Raw genomic sequence first — 17,481 nt, 5'->3', positions numbered from 1 at the left:
TAAACATAAAAAAATCCGTTTCATTTGAAACGGATTTTTTTTATTTAGGTTGCTTCGAATTAGAATTGCTCTCTTCCAGCGAAGTGGAAAGCACCTTCGATAGCTGCATTTTCATCGCTATCAGAACCGTGAACAGCGTTCTCTCCGATTGATTTTGCATATTTTTTACGGATAGTTCCTTCAGCAGCATCAGCAGGATTTGTAGCCCCGATTAAAGTTCTGAAATCTTCAACAGCGTTATCTTTTTCTAAGATAGCCGCTACGATTGGACCTCTAGACATGAATTCAACCAATTCTCCATAGAATGGTCTTGCACTGTGAACTGCATAAAATTTTTGAGCATCAGCTACAGTAAGCTGTGTCAGTTTCAAAGAAACAATTTTAAAACCACCTTCTGTAATCATGTTTAAAATTCCGCCGATGTGTCCGTTTTCAACTGCATCAGGCTTAATCATTGTGAATGTTCTATTCGTTGCCATTGTATTTTTTTTAGATTTGGCGCAAAAGTAGTGTTTTTTAACAGAACACGAAAAACAATTGCAAGAATTAGGAATATAAATTTAAGTATTGTTTTGAATTATAGTAACTAAAGAACTACTACTTTAAATTCTTGCTCCAGAGGATTCAATTCTTCAAACAATTTATCGAGCAGCAGATCGCCATATCCGAGATAAAATTCAGAAAAGTTCACAATCCTTTCCTGCAAGCTTTTGTTCGGGAATAGCTCGTTCTGAAGATCAGCTATGCGTTCCAATTCTTCTTGATGCTTTTTCTTTTCAGCTTTTAGCAGCCGTTTCTCCAGATTATCTAAACCTTTGATTTGTTTGATTTCTTGGGCTTTAACAGCTCCGATAAAAGACTTATCGGTTTGTTTTGCCATTTCGTTTAGGTCATCAAATTGTTTTCTTAAAAATGCTTTCTGTTCTGTAAAATCAATCGGGAATTCTGAAAACGTTTTCACTTTAGCATTCATCAAATCTTGTTGTTTTGAGAATAGGTCTTTCCACGTTAGATTTAATTTGTCTGCTTTTTTTGCCAATTTTTCTGTAGCTAAAAGAACCGAATTTCGCAAAAGCAAAATAGGGAAAGTCACGTCAGAAGCTTCAAAATATGATTTTAATTCCAACCAATAGGCTAATTCTCCGCCGCCGCCGATATAGCAAAGATTCGGCAAGATGACTTCTTGATATAGAGGTCGCATGATAACATTAGGGCTGAACTTTTCAGGATGATTTTCCAGCAGTTGTACTATTTCTGATTGCGTAAATTTCAGTTCTCTGTTGTTGATATAGTAGAATCCGTTTTGCAGAATAATTCGCTCACGGAAATCGTCTTCGATATAAAAAAGGTTGATTTCGCGTGGATTTACTTGGATATTATAATCTTTTAGCTTTTCGGAAGTTTCCATTACCTTTTGATGCGAGGTCTGTTTCAGAAGCTCTTCTTTTGCATAAGGAATAAATATCTTTTTTAGTTCAGGAGTATCGGCATCCAAAACCACTAAGCCCGTTTTTCCAAATAATTCGTTCGCAAGAAAGCGAGTCGCATCCGCCAAATTAGTATGATTTACATAGGATTCATGGAATAGTTTTTTAAGATATTCCGCATTTTTTCCGATGCCTAGTTCCAAAGAAAAAATTTCAAAGACCTCTTCTAATCCTTGAGTAGACAATCTTCCTACTGGTCCGCCGCTTTCTGTATTCCAACGTACTTTTTTTCCATGAAGATTGAAATAGTTGATTTCTTCAAAATCATGGTCTTCCGTTGCCATCCAATATACTGGCACGAAATTATACTCAGGATATTTTAATTTTAATTGCTTCGTAAGATTGATCGTCGAAACGATTTTATATAAAAAATACAATGGTCCAGTAAACAAGTTTAGCTGATGCCCGGTCGTAATCGTAAATGTTTTAGAACTTTCCAATGCTTGAATGTTCAATTTTGTCAAGTCAGAAACATTGAGTTTTGAATATTGTTTTTCTAAAGCAGAAACCAACGTTTTTCGCTTCAAATTATCACTTGAATTGAAATTCTTTTCTTTTTCAAGCAATTGCTTTTCAAAATTTTCTAAAGTAGGAAATCGATGGTAAAGCGACTGTAAGCCTGGTTTTTGATTTAGATAATCGTTGATGAGCGATGTGAAATAACCAGATTCTTGATAACTGATACAGTCGGTTGGCATAGTTTAGAAATTTTTTGTAAAAATAAATAAAATTAAGGCATAAATAATTAAATAAGTCTTAAAGTCGAAAGTCAAAAAGTCGAAAGATAAATGGCTTTTTAATTACGATAAATACGATAAACAGGGGACTTTATGACTTCCAACTTTAAAAACTTTCGACTTTTTTACAATTAAATTTGGATAATCCAAAAACTATTCTAAATATTTGCACACGAAAAATTAGTAACACTTTTAAAACGAAGAAAAATGTTTGTATCAACATCATCATTTCAAAGCTACTCACCAACAGGATTTGGTGCGGTGCGTCTTCGTGGCTTATTTCAATCTTAGAAATACATTTTTAGATATATGAAAAAGCCCGAAGCCATTTAGTTTCGGGCTTTTTTATTCTAGATACTTCAAAATTTTCCCGAAAGTCAGTTCCATTATTTATCCGAAGGGATAAAAGGTTTAGCACGCTTATGTCTCATTTTAAATTATTTAGAAATTGATTCAATGCTGTGCACAAAGAAATTACGAATCAACAAAATTTATGGGAAATAAATTATCTGGAAAAGACCTAATCAAATTAGGCTTTCCAAAAAACAATTCAATAAATATCGCCTTAGGGCAGATAAATAGATATAGAAAAAGAGAAAAGAAAGAATCCATCCTAGCAGAAGCAAAAGAAGTTTTGCTCTATCCAGATAAATTCAGCGGTCACGGAACTTGGGGAAAAGTTGCCGAAGGTTTGGTAAATCCTGTGCAAGTGAGAATGCACCAATTGAAAATGACGCGAGTTCCGTTTACGATTTTTGGAGAAAATGAAATCGATGAGCAGGCCAAGTTTCAATTGTATGACTCATTAAAACTGCCGATTTCGATAGCAGGAGCTTTGATGCCCGATGCGCACTCAGGATATGGTCTGCCAATTGGAGGTGTTTTAGCAACAGACAATGCAGTGATTCCGTATGGAGTTGGTGTCGATATTGGTTGCCGCATGAGCCTTTCGATTTTTGATCTGCCGACATCCTTCCTGAAAGGGAAAGATCATCAATTACAAGCTATCTTGAAAGACCATACCAAATTTGGGATGAATGAAACCCATGCGGTCAAGGCAGACCATGAGGTGTTTTACAGACAAGAATTTCAAGACATTCCGCTGTTGAAACGCCTTTTGGACAAAGCCTACAAACAGTTGGGTACGTCTGGAGGAGGAAATCATTTTGTGGAGTTTGGAATAGTCAAAATCGATAATCCGCTTGACGAGTGGAAAATAGGAGCAGGGGAGTATTTCGCTGTTCTTTCCCACAGCGGTTCGCGAGGATTAGGAGCTAATATTGCGAAGCATTATACCTATCTGGCAACAAAACAATGTCCGTTGCCAAAAAATGTACAGCATTTGGCTTGGCTCGATCTGAACACGCATGACGGAAAGGAATATTGGCTGGCAATGAATCTGGCTGGCGATTATGCCAAAGCTTGCCATGATGATATCCATCGAAGAATTGCCAAAGTGCTTGGGAAAAGAGTAGTAGTGACCATCGAAAATCATCACAATTTTGCGTGGAAAGAAATGGTCAATGGCAAGGAATGTATCGTCCATAGAAAAGGAGCGACTCCAGCAGCCGAAGGGCAATTAGGAATCATTCCAGGTTCGATGACTGCGCCAGGCTATATTGTTAGAGGAAAAGGAAATGCAGAAAGCTTGAATTCGACTTCTCATGGTGCCGGAAGATTATTTTCAAGAGCAAAGTGCAAAAGTACTTTTACGCAAAGCGAAATTAAAAAAGTGCTGCAGGCCAATGATGTCACTCTGATTGGAGGCAATATTGATGAAGCACCCATGGCATACAAAGACATTACGAAGGTAATGGCGAACCAGAGCGAATTGGTAGAAGTGCTTGGAACTTTTACTCCGAAAATTGTCAGGATGGACCGTTAAAAAGTAAAAAAATGGAAAAAATAATTCAGATAACGGCGGGTCGCGGACCTGCAGAATGCACTTGGGTAGTTGCCCAAGTGCTTAAAAAAGTTTTGGAAGAAGCACAAGAACAGCAACTCGAAGCTATAGTGTTGCAGCGACAGGCAGGTTCTGAAAATGGAACGGTCGAGACAGCTACAGTTTCCTTGAAAGGAAAAAATGCTGCAACCTTCGCAAATTCTTGGTTGGGAACGATTCAATGGATCGGGCAAAGCCAATTCAGAAAGATGCACAAACGCAAGAATTGGTTTATCGGAATTTTTGAAATAGAGCCACAAAAGAATTGGACAGTTTCAGAAAACGATATCCAGTACCAAGCAATGCGAAGTTCAGGAGCAGGAGGTCAGCACGTCAATAAAATCAGCTCTGCTGTCAGAGCGACACATCTGCCGACAGGAATTGCTGTCGTGGCAATGGACAGTCGTTCGCAGCACCAAAACAAAAAACTGGCAACAGAACGATTATTAAAAAAATTAGAAGGCGAAACTTTGCAAGATCTCAAAAATCAGGTCGGTAAGCAATGGGAAAACCAGTTGAACATTCAGCGTGGTAATCCCACAAGAACATTTACCGGGACAGATTTCAAGAAGAATAAAATTGAGAAAAGCTACAAAGGAATGCGCCAGAAATTAAAAACAGATTTAAGAAATGAAAACAATTGATAAATATGTATTCCAAGCATTGGATAGCTATCCATATTCGCTTGAAGAAACTATTGAGTCTTTAGATTACGCTTTTTCCTATGATGCTAAAAATACGATGGTACTTTGCCTTTACGGAAGAATTCAATCAGAACAGCTATTGAATTATGAAGCCGCTAAAAATTATTTTGAAGAAGCCTTTACGATTAATATCCATGCGCTTGAAGTCTATCCGTATTATATCCAAACGCTTATCCTAAATGAAGATTATGAAGAAGCGCAGAAACTAATCGATTTTGCACTTACTATTAAAGGTATAAGTAAAGCCGAGATTTTTATAAAGAAAGCCATTCTGTTTGAGGCGCAGCATGAATTCAAGAAAGCAAAAAAAGAAATCAGAAATGCGAAGCTGCATTCTATTTGCTATGCTTCAGAATCTGAAATCAGCGAAGTAGAAAAAAGGATTAAGAATAAGATGGAGTTGGTTAAAAAGAAAAAAGTAAAGCCTAAAAAGAAATCAGGAAAAAAATAATTTTATAAAATGGAATCGGTTTTGTCTGAAATTTAAGATATATGTGTTATGTTTGAAATGAATATAAAAAAGACAAACCTTTTATGAGAGCACTCAAAATCATTTCAGATTTACTTCCGATTCCAAGTTATACGGTAATCTTAATCTGTTTTTTCTTTCCGTTTATAACCATCAAATGTGGTACGACAGAATTGGTTTCTGTGACTGGTTTTGATTATGTTGTAGGAACAGATATGAAAGAAAAAATGAAAAGCAATGAATTTTCAAAAAAAATGCAGGAAAAACTAGGAAAAGATTTGTTTGATACGACTCAAGATTCTTCTGCAGTTGATGAAGATGGAAATCCGAAGAAAACAGAAGGACTTCCGTTGCCAGCAGAAACTGCTGATGAGAAAAATTCAAGAATCGCGATGATGATCATGATGGGGATTCCGTTTCTGATGGCTATAGCCGGACTCATATTCAGTTTTATAAGAATCAAACGTAAAGGTTTGCTGCATATCATTTTTTCAGCCATCGGATTTTTGGTACTGCTGATTTTCGGTATCATCATCAAAAGTTCGAGCGAACTGAACGCCGTTTCATCAATGGCTGATGGTATGGGAGGTGGAATGATTTCTATTGGAATGGGAACGGCCTATTACATGGCGACCATTCTGTTCTTGCTTATAATCATGTTTTTCGGGATGGAAAAATACCTGAAAAATTTCTATAAAGAAGAGCAAGAAATTCGGGAAGAAGCACTCGATGAATTCCTGACTAAAGATTAAATTTAGAATTCAAAACTCCCAATCGGGAGTTTTTTCTTTTTATACAAGCATTTTCATAAATAAGCAATATTTTTGCAGTTCAATTTGTATGTTTTGAATCCTACCGTTTTTCTAATCACGCCACCTTTTACCCAGCTGAATACTCCCTATCCGGCTACGGCTTATATAAAAGGATTTTTGAACACGAAAAACATTTCATCTTTTCAAGCTGACCTTGGGATTGAAGTTATATTGGAATTATTTTCAAAGCAAGGATTAACTGATTTGTTTATTGAAGCCGAAAAAGCGAAAGAAAAATCAGAAAATGCAAAGAGGATTCTTGCGCTGAAAGAAGAGTATATCAAAACGATTGATTCGGTCATGCTGTTTCTGCAAGGCAAAAATCCTACGCTTTCTCATCTCATCTGTCAAGAAGATTTTCTGCCGGAAGCCTCACGGTTTTCACAATTGGAAGAATTGGATTGGGCATTCGGAACAATGGGAACGCAAGATAAAGCCAAGCATTTGGCGACTTTATATCTTGAAGATATTTCAGACCTGATTATCGAGTGTGTCGATGAAAATTTCGGATTCAGTCGCTATGCCGAAAGAATGGGACGTTCGGCCAATTCTTTTGATTCGCTTTACGAAATGTTGCAAAAAGAACCGACTTATATAGATAGGCTATTGCTTGAGAATCTAAATAAGAAAATGAAAAAGCTGCAACCAAAATTGGTTTGCTTTTCAGTTCCTTTTCCAGGTAATTTATACAGTGCTTTTAAAAGTGCCCAATTTATTAAAAAGCATTTTTCCGATACAAAGATTGCGATGGGAGGCGGCTTTCCAAATACGGAACTGCGTTCGCTGGCGGATGTCAGAGTGATGGAATTCTTTGATTTTATTACATTGGATGACGGTGAAGTGCCGCTCGAAGAGCTGATCTTGAGCATGCAGAATTCAGAATATGATTCCTATAAACGAACTTTTCTTCTAGAGAACGGAAAGATTGTCTATAAAAATAATTCTGCTAAAAAAGACTATAAGCAGTCCGAAGTAGGAACGCCGGACTATTCCGACCTGCTTCTAGATCAATATATTTCTGTTATAGAAATTGTCAATCCGATGCATAGAATGTGGAGCGACGGAAGATGGAACAAACTTACTATGGCTCATGGCTGCTATTGGGGAAAATGTACTTTCTGTGATATTTCATTAGACTATATAAAAATATACGAGCCGGTTGCCGCTAAGCTGCTCTGCGATAGGATGGAGGAACTGATTGCGCAAACGGGGCAAAACGGTTTCCATTTTGTTGATGAAGCGGCACCTCCTGCATTGATGAGGGCTTTGGCGTTGGAGATTCTCCGAAGAAAACTGACGGTTACTTGGTGGACAAATATTCGTTTTGAAAAAAGTTTTACCCGAGATTTATGCCTATTGCTTAAGGCCTCCGGCTGTATTGCAATCTCTGGGGGATTGGAAGTCGCATCTGACAGGCTGTTGGAGCTCATTCAAAAAGGCGTGACCGTGGCACAAGTAGCCCGTGTGACGAGGAATTTTACTGAAGCAGGAATTATGGTGCATGCTTATTTGATGTACGGTTTTCCGACCCAGACAGCGCAGGAAACAATAGATTCATTAGAAATGGTACGCCAGTTATTCGAAATCGGAATCTTGCAATCTGGCTTTTGGCATCAATTTGCCATGACGGCACATAGTCCGGTGGGGATGTATCCTGAAAAATTTGGCGTCTTGAAAGAAACCGAAGCCGTCGGAGCTTTTGCTAATAATGATATCATTCATATAGACAAGACAGGGACTGACCATGATGCGTTCAGTTTCGGACTAAAAAAGTCGCTTTTTAACTATATGCATGGAATCTGTTTTGACTTTCCGCTTCAGGATTGGTTTGAATTCAAAGTACCGCGTACCAAAATACCAAGCGATTACATTTATAATGCAATACATGAAGAAGAAGATTCGTTGGTAAAACCTTCGGCAAAAATAGTCTGGATTGGTAGCAAGCCTTCTATTTCAACCTATAACAAGTCTAAAAAAGGAAATTCTTGGGAAATGGCTTTGTTGGATTTTCATACCAAAAAAGAAGCTTTCAGTATTACGGCAAGCAAGGAACAAGGGATGTGGCTAGCTGATATACTTGCTAAGATAGCTGTTTCTAATTCAAAAATCTATACGTACCAAGAAATGAAGACAGATTATGAAAATGCAGGATTAGACGATTTTGAATTGTTTTGGCAGAGCAGGCCAGTGAATTCTTTGCGAGAGCAAGGCCTGTTAGTACTTTGATGCTTTTATTGCGTCATCGCTCTTCTTTCTCGCTCTTCTTTAAGTTTGGTATATTTTTCTCCCTGTTCTTTAGAAAGAAACTTTAAGATCTGAATATCAATTTTATTCATGATCTCGAGCATTTTGTTCTTTTTTTCTTGCGGGTGCAGTGTTTCGTCTTTTGAGATTTGCTCAAGACTTTCTCTATTCTCATTCATGATAGACTTTACTCCCGCATATTGCAGTCCGTCCAAATTTAGTTCTTGGCCTAAGTACTTAGCCCAAACCTCTCCAAAATCGTTAGTTGCTTTTTTATTCTTATTTCTAGGGCCGTTTCCTCTTACTTCTCTGCCGATAGATCTATCAACACCACCAGTACTGCTACCGTAATATTGAGCAGAAGCTGTGTCAGGTAGGAGCATGAATACTATTGCCACGATAAAAAATAATTTAGTCTTCATAAGTTGAAAATTTCAAGACCCAAACTTACTCATTTTTGGGCTAATAATAAAATGTGATGCTTTTTAACATCATGTTGTGCTGTTTAGCGATCGTCATTCATCTCAGCTTCTTCTTTTTGGGTTGCTTTATGATCTTGGTTAAGAAATTTTTCGATTTCTTTTTTGTCTTTCAGATTTCGCTTAACCAAAAGAATAATCAAAACAACTGCGAACAGAACTACTATGCCGATAATAATCCAATCTGTTTTCATTATCTTTTTTCTATAAAGTTAAGCAATACCCTTTGAAAATCGGACATACGGAATAAAATTACAATTGTTCTTATTCATATAATATGCCTTTTATCAATATAATTTAACCTGTAATCAAGAAATAATTTTTATTTTTCATTATATATTTATTGTTTTTCAATAAAAATAAATATATTTGTCCCATAGAAATTTAAAATCGAACAATTATGGAAATTAAAATTGGTAGTAAAGAGATGCTTAAGGTATTGTACATCATTTGCTGGCTATTATTTATTGGTGTCGGTATTGAAGCAGGTGGTTTTATTTTCAATGCTATTTTTACATTTGCACTGGAACCCGAAGCTGGATTTTTTTGGAAAGAAATTGACCTGTCAAGTCTTTATAAATATGATCCTGGATATTTTGTCATAATGATATCAGTGATGATTATTGTGTCAGTAATGCGAGCGATCATGTTTTATCTGATTATAAGGATTTTACACAATAAAAAACTAAGCATATCGCAACCTTTTAATAAAGAGATGCAACGCTTTATTTCAGGATTATCTTACTTGGCTTTAGGAGTAGGTTTATTTTCGCATTGCGGAGTTAACTATAGTGAGTGGTTGGTCAAGCAAGGTGTAGAAATGCCTGATATACTGTATTTACGTTTAGGTGGCGAAGATGTATGGATATTCATGGGCATTATTCTTCTAATAATAGCGCAGATTTTCAAAAGAGGTATAGAGATCCAGTCCGAAAATGATTTAACCATATAACTCATGCCCATAATAGTAAACTTAGACGTAATGATGGCAAGGCGCAAGATGTCGTTAAATGAGCTTTCAGAAAAGGTTGATATAACATTGTCTAACCTTTCCATCTTAAAAACAGGAAAAGCAAAAGCCGTTCGGTTTAGCACGTTGGAGGCAATTTGCAAGGCACTGGACTGTCAGCCAGCCGATATCTTAGAATATAGGGATACTATATAGAAGATGGCATTTGTATAACAGTTAACAAGCCATTAACCAAGAAGTAGCTTCCATTAACACAGTCTTTCCGTAATAATGATACATTTGTAAGACAATGATTAAATTTTTGTCAATGAAAATAATAGTTGCAATTCTTGTCTTTCTAATTGGTTTTAATGTTCAAGGGCAGACTGAAAAAGAAATAGTAGAAAAACGCATTTCAGAAGCAAGTAAATTATTCTTGTTTTCGCAAGATTATCAATTAGCTCTCGACGCCATATTGAAAGATCATCCACGTTCGGCTTATGCTTGGCAACAAAAAGCAATGCCGCTTTTCAAACAAGGTAAGTATGAAATAGCAATGCCGATACTCGACAAAGCCGTGGACTTAGATCCGAAGCAATATATGGATTATAGGGCTTTTATGAAATGTATTTTTTCCAAGAATTATACTGAGGCAATCAAAGATTTTGAGGCTGCCAAAGCAATTAGCGGCAATTCGTACGTGATGGATCATACCTATGATTTCTACATTGCGCTTTGTTGTTTGCAGTTGGGGAAATTCAGTGAAGCAGAAAAGATACTGGAAATCGATCGAGAGGCGCTTCAGGCTAGAGGTGGAGTGGAAGCACATTTTTTAGATGTATTTTATTTAGGAATCGCAAAGTATGAATTAGGAAAATTCGAGGCTGCAGTGACGGAATTTGATAAGGCGCTTCAAACCTATCCAGAATTTTCAGATGCAGAATATTACAAGTTTTTGTGCCTGCACAAGCTAGGAAGGAGCAAGGAAGCCGATGTGTTGCTACGCAAGGCTATTGCAGATTATAAGAATGGATTTACTATCAATGAAGATAACGCAATTTACGAACGCTATCCCTATCAAGCCTATTTTTTGAAATTATGGTAACATAAAAAAGCCCTGACTCGGTCAAGGCTTTTTTTATTTTGGAAGGCAACTTTCTTTATAGAATAGCCTCGCCGTATAAATCAAATTCGGCTGCATCTGTAATCTTAACATCTACAAATTCGCCTGTTTTTAAGTATGCTTTTGAAGCGTCGATTAAAACTTCATTATCAACATCAGGGCTGTCAAATTCCGTTCTGCCAATAAAGTGAGCTCCCTCTTTCCTGTCAATAATACAACGGAAAGTCTGCCCGATTTTTTCTTGGTTCAATTCCCATGAAATTTGTGACTGTATTTCCATGATTTCGTTAGCGCGCTGCTGTTTCACTTCAGCAGGAACATCATCCTCAAGCAAGTAAGCATGCGTGTTTTCTTCATGTGAATAGGCAAAACAGCCTAATCTTTCAAAACGCATTTCTTCCACCCAATTTTTTAGGATTTGGAAATCTTCTTCTGTTTCACCTGGATAACCGACAATCAAAGTTGTCCTGATAGTCATTCCTGGAACAGCTTCACGGAAATCGTTGATAAGTTTTGTTGTTTTAGCCTGTGTTGTTCCGCGACGCATCGATTTTAAGATCTTGTCAGAAATGTGCTGTAACGGAATATCAAGGTAGTTGCAGATTTTTGGCTCGCGCTTCATCAATTCCAGCACATCCATCGGAAATCCTGTAGGGAAAGCATAATGCAGACGGATCCATTCAATACCTTCTACTGCGGCTAGATTTTCTAGCAATTCAGCCAGATTTCTTTTTTTGTATAAGTCGAGTCCGTAATACGTCAGGTCTTGTGCTATTAATATAAGTTCTTTTACGCCGTTCTTGGCCAATCCTTTTGCCTCGTTTACCAATTTTTCTATTGGCTGAGAAACGTGCTTGCCGCGCATTAATGGAATTGCGCAAAAACTACAAGGACGGTCACATCCTTCGGCTATTTTAAGGTAAGCATAATTTTTTGGAGTTGTCGTCAAACGCTCGCCAAGCAATTCATGTCGGTAATCGGCGCCAAGCGCTTTCAATAATCCTGGCAACTCTGTTGTTCCGAAATATTGGTCTACGTTAGGAATTTCCTTGATTAAGTCTGGCTTGTATCTTTCAGATAAACATCCGGTTACGAATACTTTGTCTACTAAACCTTGTTCTTTTTTGTCGACATAATTCAGGATCATATTTACAGATTCTTCCTTCGCATTATCAATAAAACCACAGGTGTTGATAACGATAATGTTTCCTTCTCTTTCCGCTGGTGCCTCATGCTCAACATCTTTGCCGCTGGCCCGCAATTGTCCCATCAGCACTTCACTGTCATACACGTTTTTAGAACATCCTAAAGTGATTACATTAATCTTGTTTTTCTTTAACGTCTTGGTTCTCATAGAATTGTAAATTGGAGTGCAAAATTAAGCTTTTTATGAATAGTAGCATCATCGTTTGGTAAATTTTATGAAGCGTAAAATAGATTTGAAGGAAAGCCGTTTTTATATCGACATTACTTTTGATATATTGCAACCCTTACGTTTTATGATAGTAGTTATGAAGAAAATCACTGCCCTTTTTTTATTGTTCGCTCCTCTGATGCTTTTTTCGCAACAGCGCGATGTTAAGGTTTATAGGGAATTTATAGAAGGAAAAACAGTCGTATTTGCAGACAATAACGAATTTTGTCCAGTATCAGTCTTGATGCGTGCTGAATTAGTAAACATGAGGAGCAGTCTTAAAGCGCCTTATGTTTTGGTTCCGGCAAGAACTAAAAGATTCGTGATTGCCGAAATATCTGTAGTTGATTTAAAAAAAGAATTCAATTTCAAATACCAGAACTCTTTTCTGTTAGGCGATATCAACCTTAAGAAATATGATATTGATTTTCCGTATAGTCTGCCGTATAAGCAGGGTGAAGAATATATGATAGGGCAAGGCTACAACGGAAAGATTTCACATCAAGGCGAATTTGCACTTGACTTTATCATGCCGATTGGTACTGAAATCACGGCCGTTAGAGATGCAATTGTAGTTGATGTGCAAGACAGCAATACGGAAAATTGCATGAAAAAAGACTGTGCTGAGTTTAATAATTATATCGTCGTCTATCACGAAGATGGCACTTTAGCCGAATATACGCATATAGATACCAATGGCTCTTTTGTCAAGAAAGGCGATATTATCAAGAGAGGTGACAAGATTGCACTCAGTGGCAATATTGGCTGGTCTTCAGGGCCACACTTGCATTTTTTTAGTTTTGTGTCTGATATTGAAAAAGGAAGAAGGTCTATTCGCACCAAATTCAGGACAGAAGGGAATAGGCTAGAATTTCTGCAAGAAAAGAAATTTTATAAAAAAGATTATGAGTTTTAATCCAAAAAAAAGCATCCCACAAAGGATGCTTTTTTTATCAAGTAAAATTGATTTATAGATCAAATAGCAAAGTAAGCGTTACGTTATTATTGACCGATTTGACTGTTGTAGGGTCAATAAGCCCTTGCGAGAAAAAGGTCTGCTGCATATCTCTTTTAGAGTAAGAATAAGCGGCATCTAATCTAGTTCCTCCAAAATTATAACCAAGTCCGGCGGAAAACCCTTGAAGATCACCAACTGTTTTTCCGTTTTTATAAGGGCTTTGTTCAAAGCGATATCCGCCTCTAAAACTCCATTGTTTGGCTCGGGCTTCAGCACCAACACGCACTTCTGAAGTTACGTCTAATAATGATTCGAGCTGTGCATTGGTTTCCCGGAAGTCGCTGCTTGGCTTGAATCGGGTATTGCTGTAATCTTTCATGGCATAATCAATGCTAATTAGTCCGTATTGTCCGAAAACATAGGCTAAACTTCCAGTATATTTCCCAGGAGTCTGTAATCTGTATGACGGATAGATAATCGTAAGATTCGGGTCAACAATTACGGGATTTCCTGTTCCGCAGTCTGGGCAGTCCACAACTAAATTTTGATATAATTCTTCGTTCAGACGGAACCATGTTGGTGATTCGTAAGCAAGTCCAATTCGGAGTTCCGATGTGACTTTTGCAATTGCTCCAACTTGGAAAGAAAATCCGTTTCCATAGGTATACAATTCATTGCGGAAGCGTAACGCCTGAGGTCCAGAATTTGGATTATTACCTGGTGTGTCCAGATAATCTTCATAGAAATTGCTGACGCGTGTATAATCTGTAAAATGCGAATTCAGGCTAAGTCCGAAATAGAATCGGTCCATATATTGCACACCTCCATTGAAAGACAGCTTTCCGTTATAGCCTGTAGTTTCAATGAAATTTTCTTGAAAATAATTGCCGCCTGCAGGAGTATTCGAGGTGTAAGCTGTGTTGTTTCCAGTGTTAACAGCCGGATTGATTAGGTAACCATCATAACCAAAGAAGGCTTGTTGCTGTTTGTAAGTCATTGCTCCAAAAGGCTGGCCTGTAATATCAGCTAACGGAATTCCATTAGCATGGCTTAAAAAATATTGCGATACCGAATTTGTCGGGTTGTAGCCTACCGCATGGAACTGGTTATCGAAATTAGATTGGTTCTCGTAATTGGCTGCAACAGTAAATTTTTTCCAATTGCTTGACGTATTTTCGTTTTGAAAAACCCAAATGGCACCTATTTGATTCAGGTCGAAAGTATTATCGTTTTCTTTTGTAGTGGTTCCAAAATAGCTCGATTTGTTGCTTGTGCTGTAATTGCTGAGCGTGATTGCAATTTGGTTGGTCGTGAATACGGCACCTCCGGCAGGATTGACACCGATAGATGAAAAATCGCCACCAAGAGCTCCAAAGGCGCCACTCATTCCTCTAAAGCGAGCAGTTCCTGTCAGATTATCTTGAGCATACCTCATGGCATCAGAAACTTCTTGAGCCTGAGCAGAACTTAAAGCAAGTCCCGTGATCATAAATAAAAAGTACTTTTTCATAGGATTAATTTTTTCTTAGGGGTTCAAAAAAATACCTATGCTATAACTTTTACGTCTAGACATAGGCATTTTGGATCATTAAATTTTGTAGTTATCCTCTTCGTCCGCCGCCACCGCCGCCAGATCTTCCGCCGCCGCCATAGGAACCTCCTCCTGACGATCTTCCGCCGCCGCTTGAGCTTGGGCTGCTGTACGATCTTGATGGTGCTACATTTTGACTTCTCGTAGAGTTGTTGCTTCGAGTCGGAGTGCTGTAATTGTTGTTGCTGCTATTTCTTGTAGTATTATAGCTGTTTCTTGTCGTGTTATAATCTCTTGTAGTTGCATTGCTGTTACGCGTGCTCGTATTCGTGTTGTATCTTGTAGAATTTCTAGTCGAATAATTTGCATCAGTTCTTCTTGAAGAAGTATTGTAAGCGCTGTTGCTTCTATTGCTTCTAGCTGCGTTTCCTCTGTAATAATTGTTTCTTCCGAAGCTGCTGTTAGCGTAGTTGCTTCTTCTGCCGTTAGAATACGCATAGTTGTTGTAGTATCCATGGTTGTGCCAGTGGTTCCAGCCTCCATAATACGGACCTCCGTACCAGCCTCCCCAGCCCCAGCCAAGTCCCCAGCTTGGACCATACCAACTATTCCAGCCCCAGCCGCCATACCAGCCGCCCCATCCAAGACCCCAGCCCCAGCCAGGTCCGTACCAGTTATTCCAGCCCCAGCTGTTATCATAGATATTTACAGTTACGTTTTCTGAGCTGCTGCCCCAAGCAGGATATCCTGTTGTGGCTACATAAGTAGAATCGTTTACTTGGCCGTTATAAGAAGGAGATTGATAGTTGTCTGGTTCTGTGAAAACTTGAGGATCGTCTTGCAAAGACCTGAAATATTCCTGATATCCATTGCTGCTTTGCTCATTGCTGGCAGTATTGTTGTTTGATTTTCTTTCGTTGTTGTTATACACTCCGTCGGAATCATAATAAGATGAATTCTGATAAGACCCGCAAGAAGTCATCAGAATTGTCAGCAGTCCAATCAATGAATAAATGGAGGCTGATTTTTGAGAAAAATAATAAGTTTTCATATCTAGAGCAATTTTATTGTTGGACAATACAAAAATAGTTAGTTTTGCTGAATTATATAGTTAAATAAAGTTAAACAATATTTGTGCCAAACTATTCAATATGAGTAAGAACCTTACAAAAAGATCAGAAGATTATTCCAAGTGGTATAATGAGCTGGTAGTAAAAGCAGATTTAGCCGAAAATTCTGGGGTTAGAGGCTGTATGGTCATTAAACCATACGGTTATGCAATCTGGGAAAAGATGCAGGCAGAGTTAGACAGGATGTTCAAAGAGACTGGACACCAGAACGCATATTTTCCACTGTTTGTACCCAAGAGCATGTTTGAGGCCGAAGAAAAAAATGCCGAAGGTTTTGCTAAAGAATGTGCGATCGTCACTCATTATAGATTAAAAAATGACCCAGACAAACCTGGAAAATTGATGGTAGATCCTAATGCCAAGCTGGAAGAAGAACTGATTGTTCGTCCAACCAGTGAAGCAATCATTTGGTCTACCTATAAAGGCTGGGTGCAGTCCTATAGAGACTTGCCGCTGCTGATTAACCAATGGGCTAATGTTGTCCGCTGGGAAATGAGAACGCGTTTGTTTTTGAGAACTGCTGAATTCTTATGGCAAGAAGGGCATACCGCTCATGCTACTCGAAGCGAAGCCATAGCAGAATCAGAACAAATGATGAATGTGTATGCTGATTTTGTGCAGAATTTTATGGCCATCCCGGTTATAAAAGGATTGAAAACGGAAACGGAACGTTTTGCTGGAGCAGAAGAAACCTATTGTATCGAAGCTTTGATGCAAGACGGGAAGGCGCTACAAGCAGGAACCTCTCACTTTTTAGGACAAAACTTTGCTAAAGCTTTCGATGTTAAATTTGCAAATGCAGAAGGAAAGCAAGAACACGTGTGGGGTACATCTTGGGGTGTTTCAACGCGTCTGATGGGTGCTTTGGTTATGACGCATTCTGATGATAACGGATTGGTTTTGCCTCCGAATTTAGCTCCAATTCAAGTAGTTATCGTTCCTATATATAAGACAGATGAAGAATTTGCCGCGATAACGGAAGCTGCTAATACGTTGGTGTCGCAATTCCGAAAACTAAGAATTTCTGTGAAGTTTGACGACAGGACTACTCAAAAGCCAGGTTTCAAATTTGCTGAGTGGGAATTGAAAGGCGTTCCTGTTCGTGTTGCAATCGGTCCGAAAGATTTAGAAAACGGGACATTTGAGGTAGCAAGACGAGATACATTGTCGAAAGAAGTTGTCTTGAAAGACGGTATCGTAAACTATGTAAGCGATTTATTAGAAAAAATCCAAGAAGATTTATTCAATAAAGCATTGGATTACAGAAACACACATATCACAGAAGTAAATTCTTTCGACGAGTTCAAAGATGTTTTAGAGAACAAAGGAGGCTTTGTAGCAGCACATTGGGATGGAACTCCAGATACAGAAGAAAAAATAAAAGACTTGACTAAAGCAACCATCAGATGTATTGCTTTAGACAGAGTAGAAGAGGCTGGAAGCTGTGTGTTTACTGGAAAACCTTCTGTCGGAAGAGTACTTTTTGCTAAGGCGTACTAAAA

The 17,481-nt window shown here is 38.0% G+C and carries 17 protein-coding genes; 10 read left to right on the top strand and 7 right to left on the bottom strand.

Translation table 11 applies throughout. The features are described from left to right. Positions 1 to 59: 59 nt before the first annotated feature. Together OLM56_RS16340 and bshC are read right to left on the bottom strand one after the other, a co-directional pair. On the bottom strand, positions 60 to 479 hold the full coding sequence (locus OLM56_RS16340; RefSeq protein WP_121374845.1) for a nucleoside-diphosphate kinase: 420 nt from the start codon (positions 477 to 479) through the stop codon (positions 60 to 62). 107 nt (positions 480 to 586) lie between these two features. Beyond that, positions 587 to 2,185 carry a bacillithiol biosynthesis cysteine-adding enzyme BshC gene (gene bshC / locus OLM56_RS16335; protein ID WP_264527734.1) on the bottom strand — a complete coding sequence of 533 codons (1,599 nt, stop codon included), beginning with the start codon at positions 2,183 to 2,185 and terminating at the stop codon, positions 587 to 589. A 532-nt stretch (positions 2,186 to 2,717) separates the two neighbouring features. Between bshC and OLM56_RS16330 the strand changes: the two genes are divergently transcribed. From OLM56_RS16330 to OLM56_RS16310, 5 genes are all read left to right on the top strand, one after another. After that, complete coding sequence (locus OLM56_RS16330) at positions 2,718 to 4,109, top strand: RtcB family protein (protein ID WP_264527733.1); 1,392 nt, start codon at positions 2,718 to 2,720, stop codon at positions 4,107 to 4,109. A gap of 11 nt (positions 4,110 to 4,120) precedes the next feature. Beyond that, positions 4,121 to 4,810 carry a peptide chain release factor H gene (gene prfH / locus OLM56_RS16325; protein WP_264527732.1) on the top strand — a complete coding sequence of 230 codons (690 nt, stop codon included), beginning with the start codon at positions 4,121 to 4,123 and terminating at the stop codon, positions 4,808 to 4,810. Continuing rightward, positions 4,797 to 5,321: a hypothetical protein gene (locus tag OLM56_RS16320; protein WP_264527731.1), complete on the top strand. Its 525-nt coding sequence runs from the start codon at positions 4,797 to 4,799 to the stop codon at positions 5,319 to 5,321. The genes prfH and OLM56_RS16320 overlap by 14 nt, the downstream gene beginning before the upstream one ends. Positions 5,322 to 5,404: 83 nt before the next feature. After that, positions 5,405 to 6,091, top strand: a complete 687-nt coding sequence (locus OLM56_RS16315; protein ID WP_264527730.1) for a hypothetical protein — start codon at positions 5,405 to 5,407, stop codon at positions 6,089 to 6,091. Positions 6,092 to 6,184: 93 nt separating this feature from the next. After that, positions 6,185 to 8,377, top strand: a complete 2,193-nt coding sequence (locus tag OLM56_RS16310; protein WP_264527729.1) for a B12-binding domain-containing radical SAM protein — start codon at positions 6,185 to 6,187, stop codon at positions 8,375 to 8,377. 5 nt (positions 8,378 to 8,382) lie between these two features. Here OLM56_RS16310 and OLM56_RS16305 read toward each other — a convergent pair whose 3' ends face one another. Further along, on the bottom strand, positions 8,383 to 8,817 hold the full coding sequence (locus tag OLM56_RS16305) for a hypothetical protein (protein WP_264527728.1): 435 nt from the start codon (positions 8,815 to 8,817) through the stop codon (positions 8,383 to 8,385). Positions 8,818 to 8,900: 83 nt separating this feature from the next. Further along, positions 8,901 to 9,068: a FeoB-associated Cys-rich membrane protein gene (locus OLM56_RS16300; RefSeq protein ID WP_264527727.1), complete on the bottom strand. Its 168-nt coding sequence runs from the start codon at positions 9,066 to 9,068 to the stop codon at positions 8,901 to 8,903. A gap of 206 nt (positions 9,069 to 9,274) precedes the next feature. On the opposite strand from OLM56_RS16300, the gene OLM56_RS16295 reads away from it, so the two are divergent. From OLM56_RS16295 to OLM56_RS16285, 3 genes are all read left to right on the top strand, one after another. Further along, positions 9,275 to 9,826, top strand: a complete 552-nt coding sequence (locus OLM56_RS16295; RefSeq protein WP_264527726.1) for a DUF2975 domain-containing protein — start codon at positions 9,275 to 9,277, stop codon at positions 9,824 to 9,826. A gap of 3 nt (positions 9,827 to 9,829) precedes the next feature. After that, the gene (locus tag OLM56_RS16290; protein ID WP_182492442.1) at positions 9,830 to 10,039 is read left to right on the top strand and encodes a helix-turn-helix domain-containing protein; all 210 of its coding nucleotides are present in this window, start codon (positions 9,830 to 9,832) and stop codon (positions 10,037 to 10,039) included. Between the two features lie 112 nt (positions 10,040 to 10,151). Next, entirely contained in the window at positions 10,152 to 10,928 is a 777-nt protein-coding gene (locus tag OLM56_RS16285; protein ID WP_182492441.1) for a tetratricopeptide repeat protein, read from the top strand. Positions 10,929 to 10,983: 55 nt separating this feature from the next. On the opposite strand, the gene rimO is transcribed toward OLM56_RS16285, so the two are convergent. Continuing rightward, positions 10,984 to 12,300 carry a 30S ribosomal protein S12 methylthiotransferase RimO gene (gene rimO / locus OLM56_RS16280; RefSeq protein ID WP_121374836.1) on the bottom strand — a complete coding sequence of 439 codons (1,317 nt, stop codon included), beginning with the start codon at positions 12,298 to 12,300 and terminating at the stop codon, positions 10,984 to 10,986. Between the two features lie 67 nt (positions 12,301 to 12,367). Between rimO and OLM56_RS16275 the strand changes: the two genes are divergently transcribed. Beyond that, complete coding sequence (locus OLM56_RS16275) at positions 12,368 to 13,276, top strand: M23 family metallopeptidase (protein ID WP_264527725.1); 909 nt, start codon at positions 12,368 to 12,370, stop codon at positions 13,274 to 13,276. 52 nt (positions 13,277 to 13,328) lie between these two features. Here OLM56_RS16275 and OLM56_RS16270 read toward each other — a convergent pair whose 3' ends face one another. Both OLM56_RS16270 and OLM56_RS16265 read right to left on the bottom strand, forming a co-directional pair. Beyond that, positions 13,329 to 14,828 (bottom strand): OmpP1/FadL family transporter, encoded by a 1,500-nt coding sequence (locus OLM56_RS16270; protein WP_264527724.1) that lies wholly within the window; start codon positions 14,826 to 14,828, stop codon positions 13,329 to 13,331. A 91-nt stretch (positions 14,829 to 14,919) separates the two neighbouring features. Beyond that, a complete protein-coding gene (locus OLM56_RS16265) occupies positions 14,920 to 15,900 on the bottom strand; it encodes a hypothetical protein (RefSeq protein WP_264527723.1) in 981 nt (326 codons plus the stop codon). Between the two features lie 100 nt (positions 15,901 to 16,000). Here OLM56_RS16265 and proS point away from each other — a divergent pair, with 100 nt between their 5' ends. Further along, positions 16,001 to 17,479 carry a proline--tRNA ligase gene (gene proS / locus OLM56_RS16260; RefSeq protein WP_264527722.1) on the top strand — a complete coding sequence of 493 codons (1,479 nt, stop codon included), beginning with the start codon at positions 16,001 to 16,003 and terminating at the stop codon, positions 17,477 to 17,479. Positions 17,480 to 17,481: the final 2 nt, after the last annotated feature.

The organism is Flavobacterium sp. N2550 (assembly GCF_025947265.1).
In the GTDB taxonomy this organism is placed as follows: domain Bacteria; phylum Bacteroidota; class Bacteroidia; order Flavobacteriales; family Flavobacteriaceae; genus Flavobacterium; species Flavobacterium endophyticum.
Note: the sequence above shows the minus strand (reverse complement) of the source record. Positions and strands in the feature narration are given on the sequence as shown.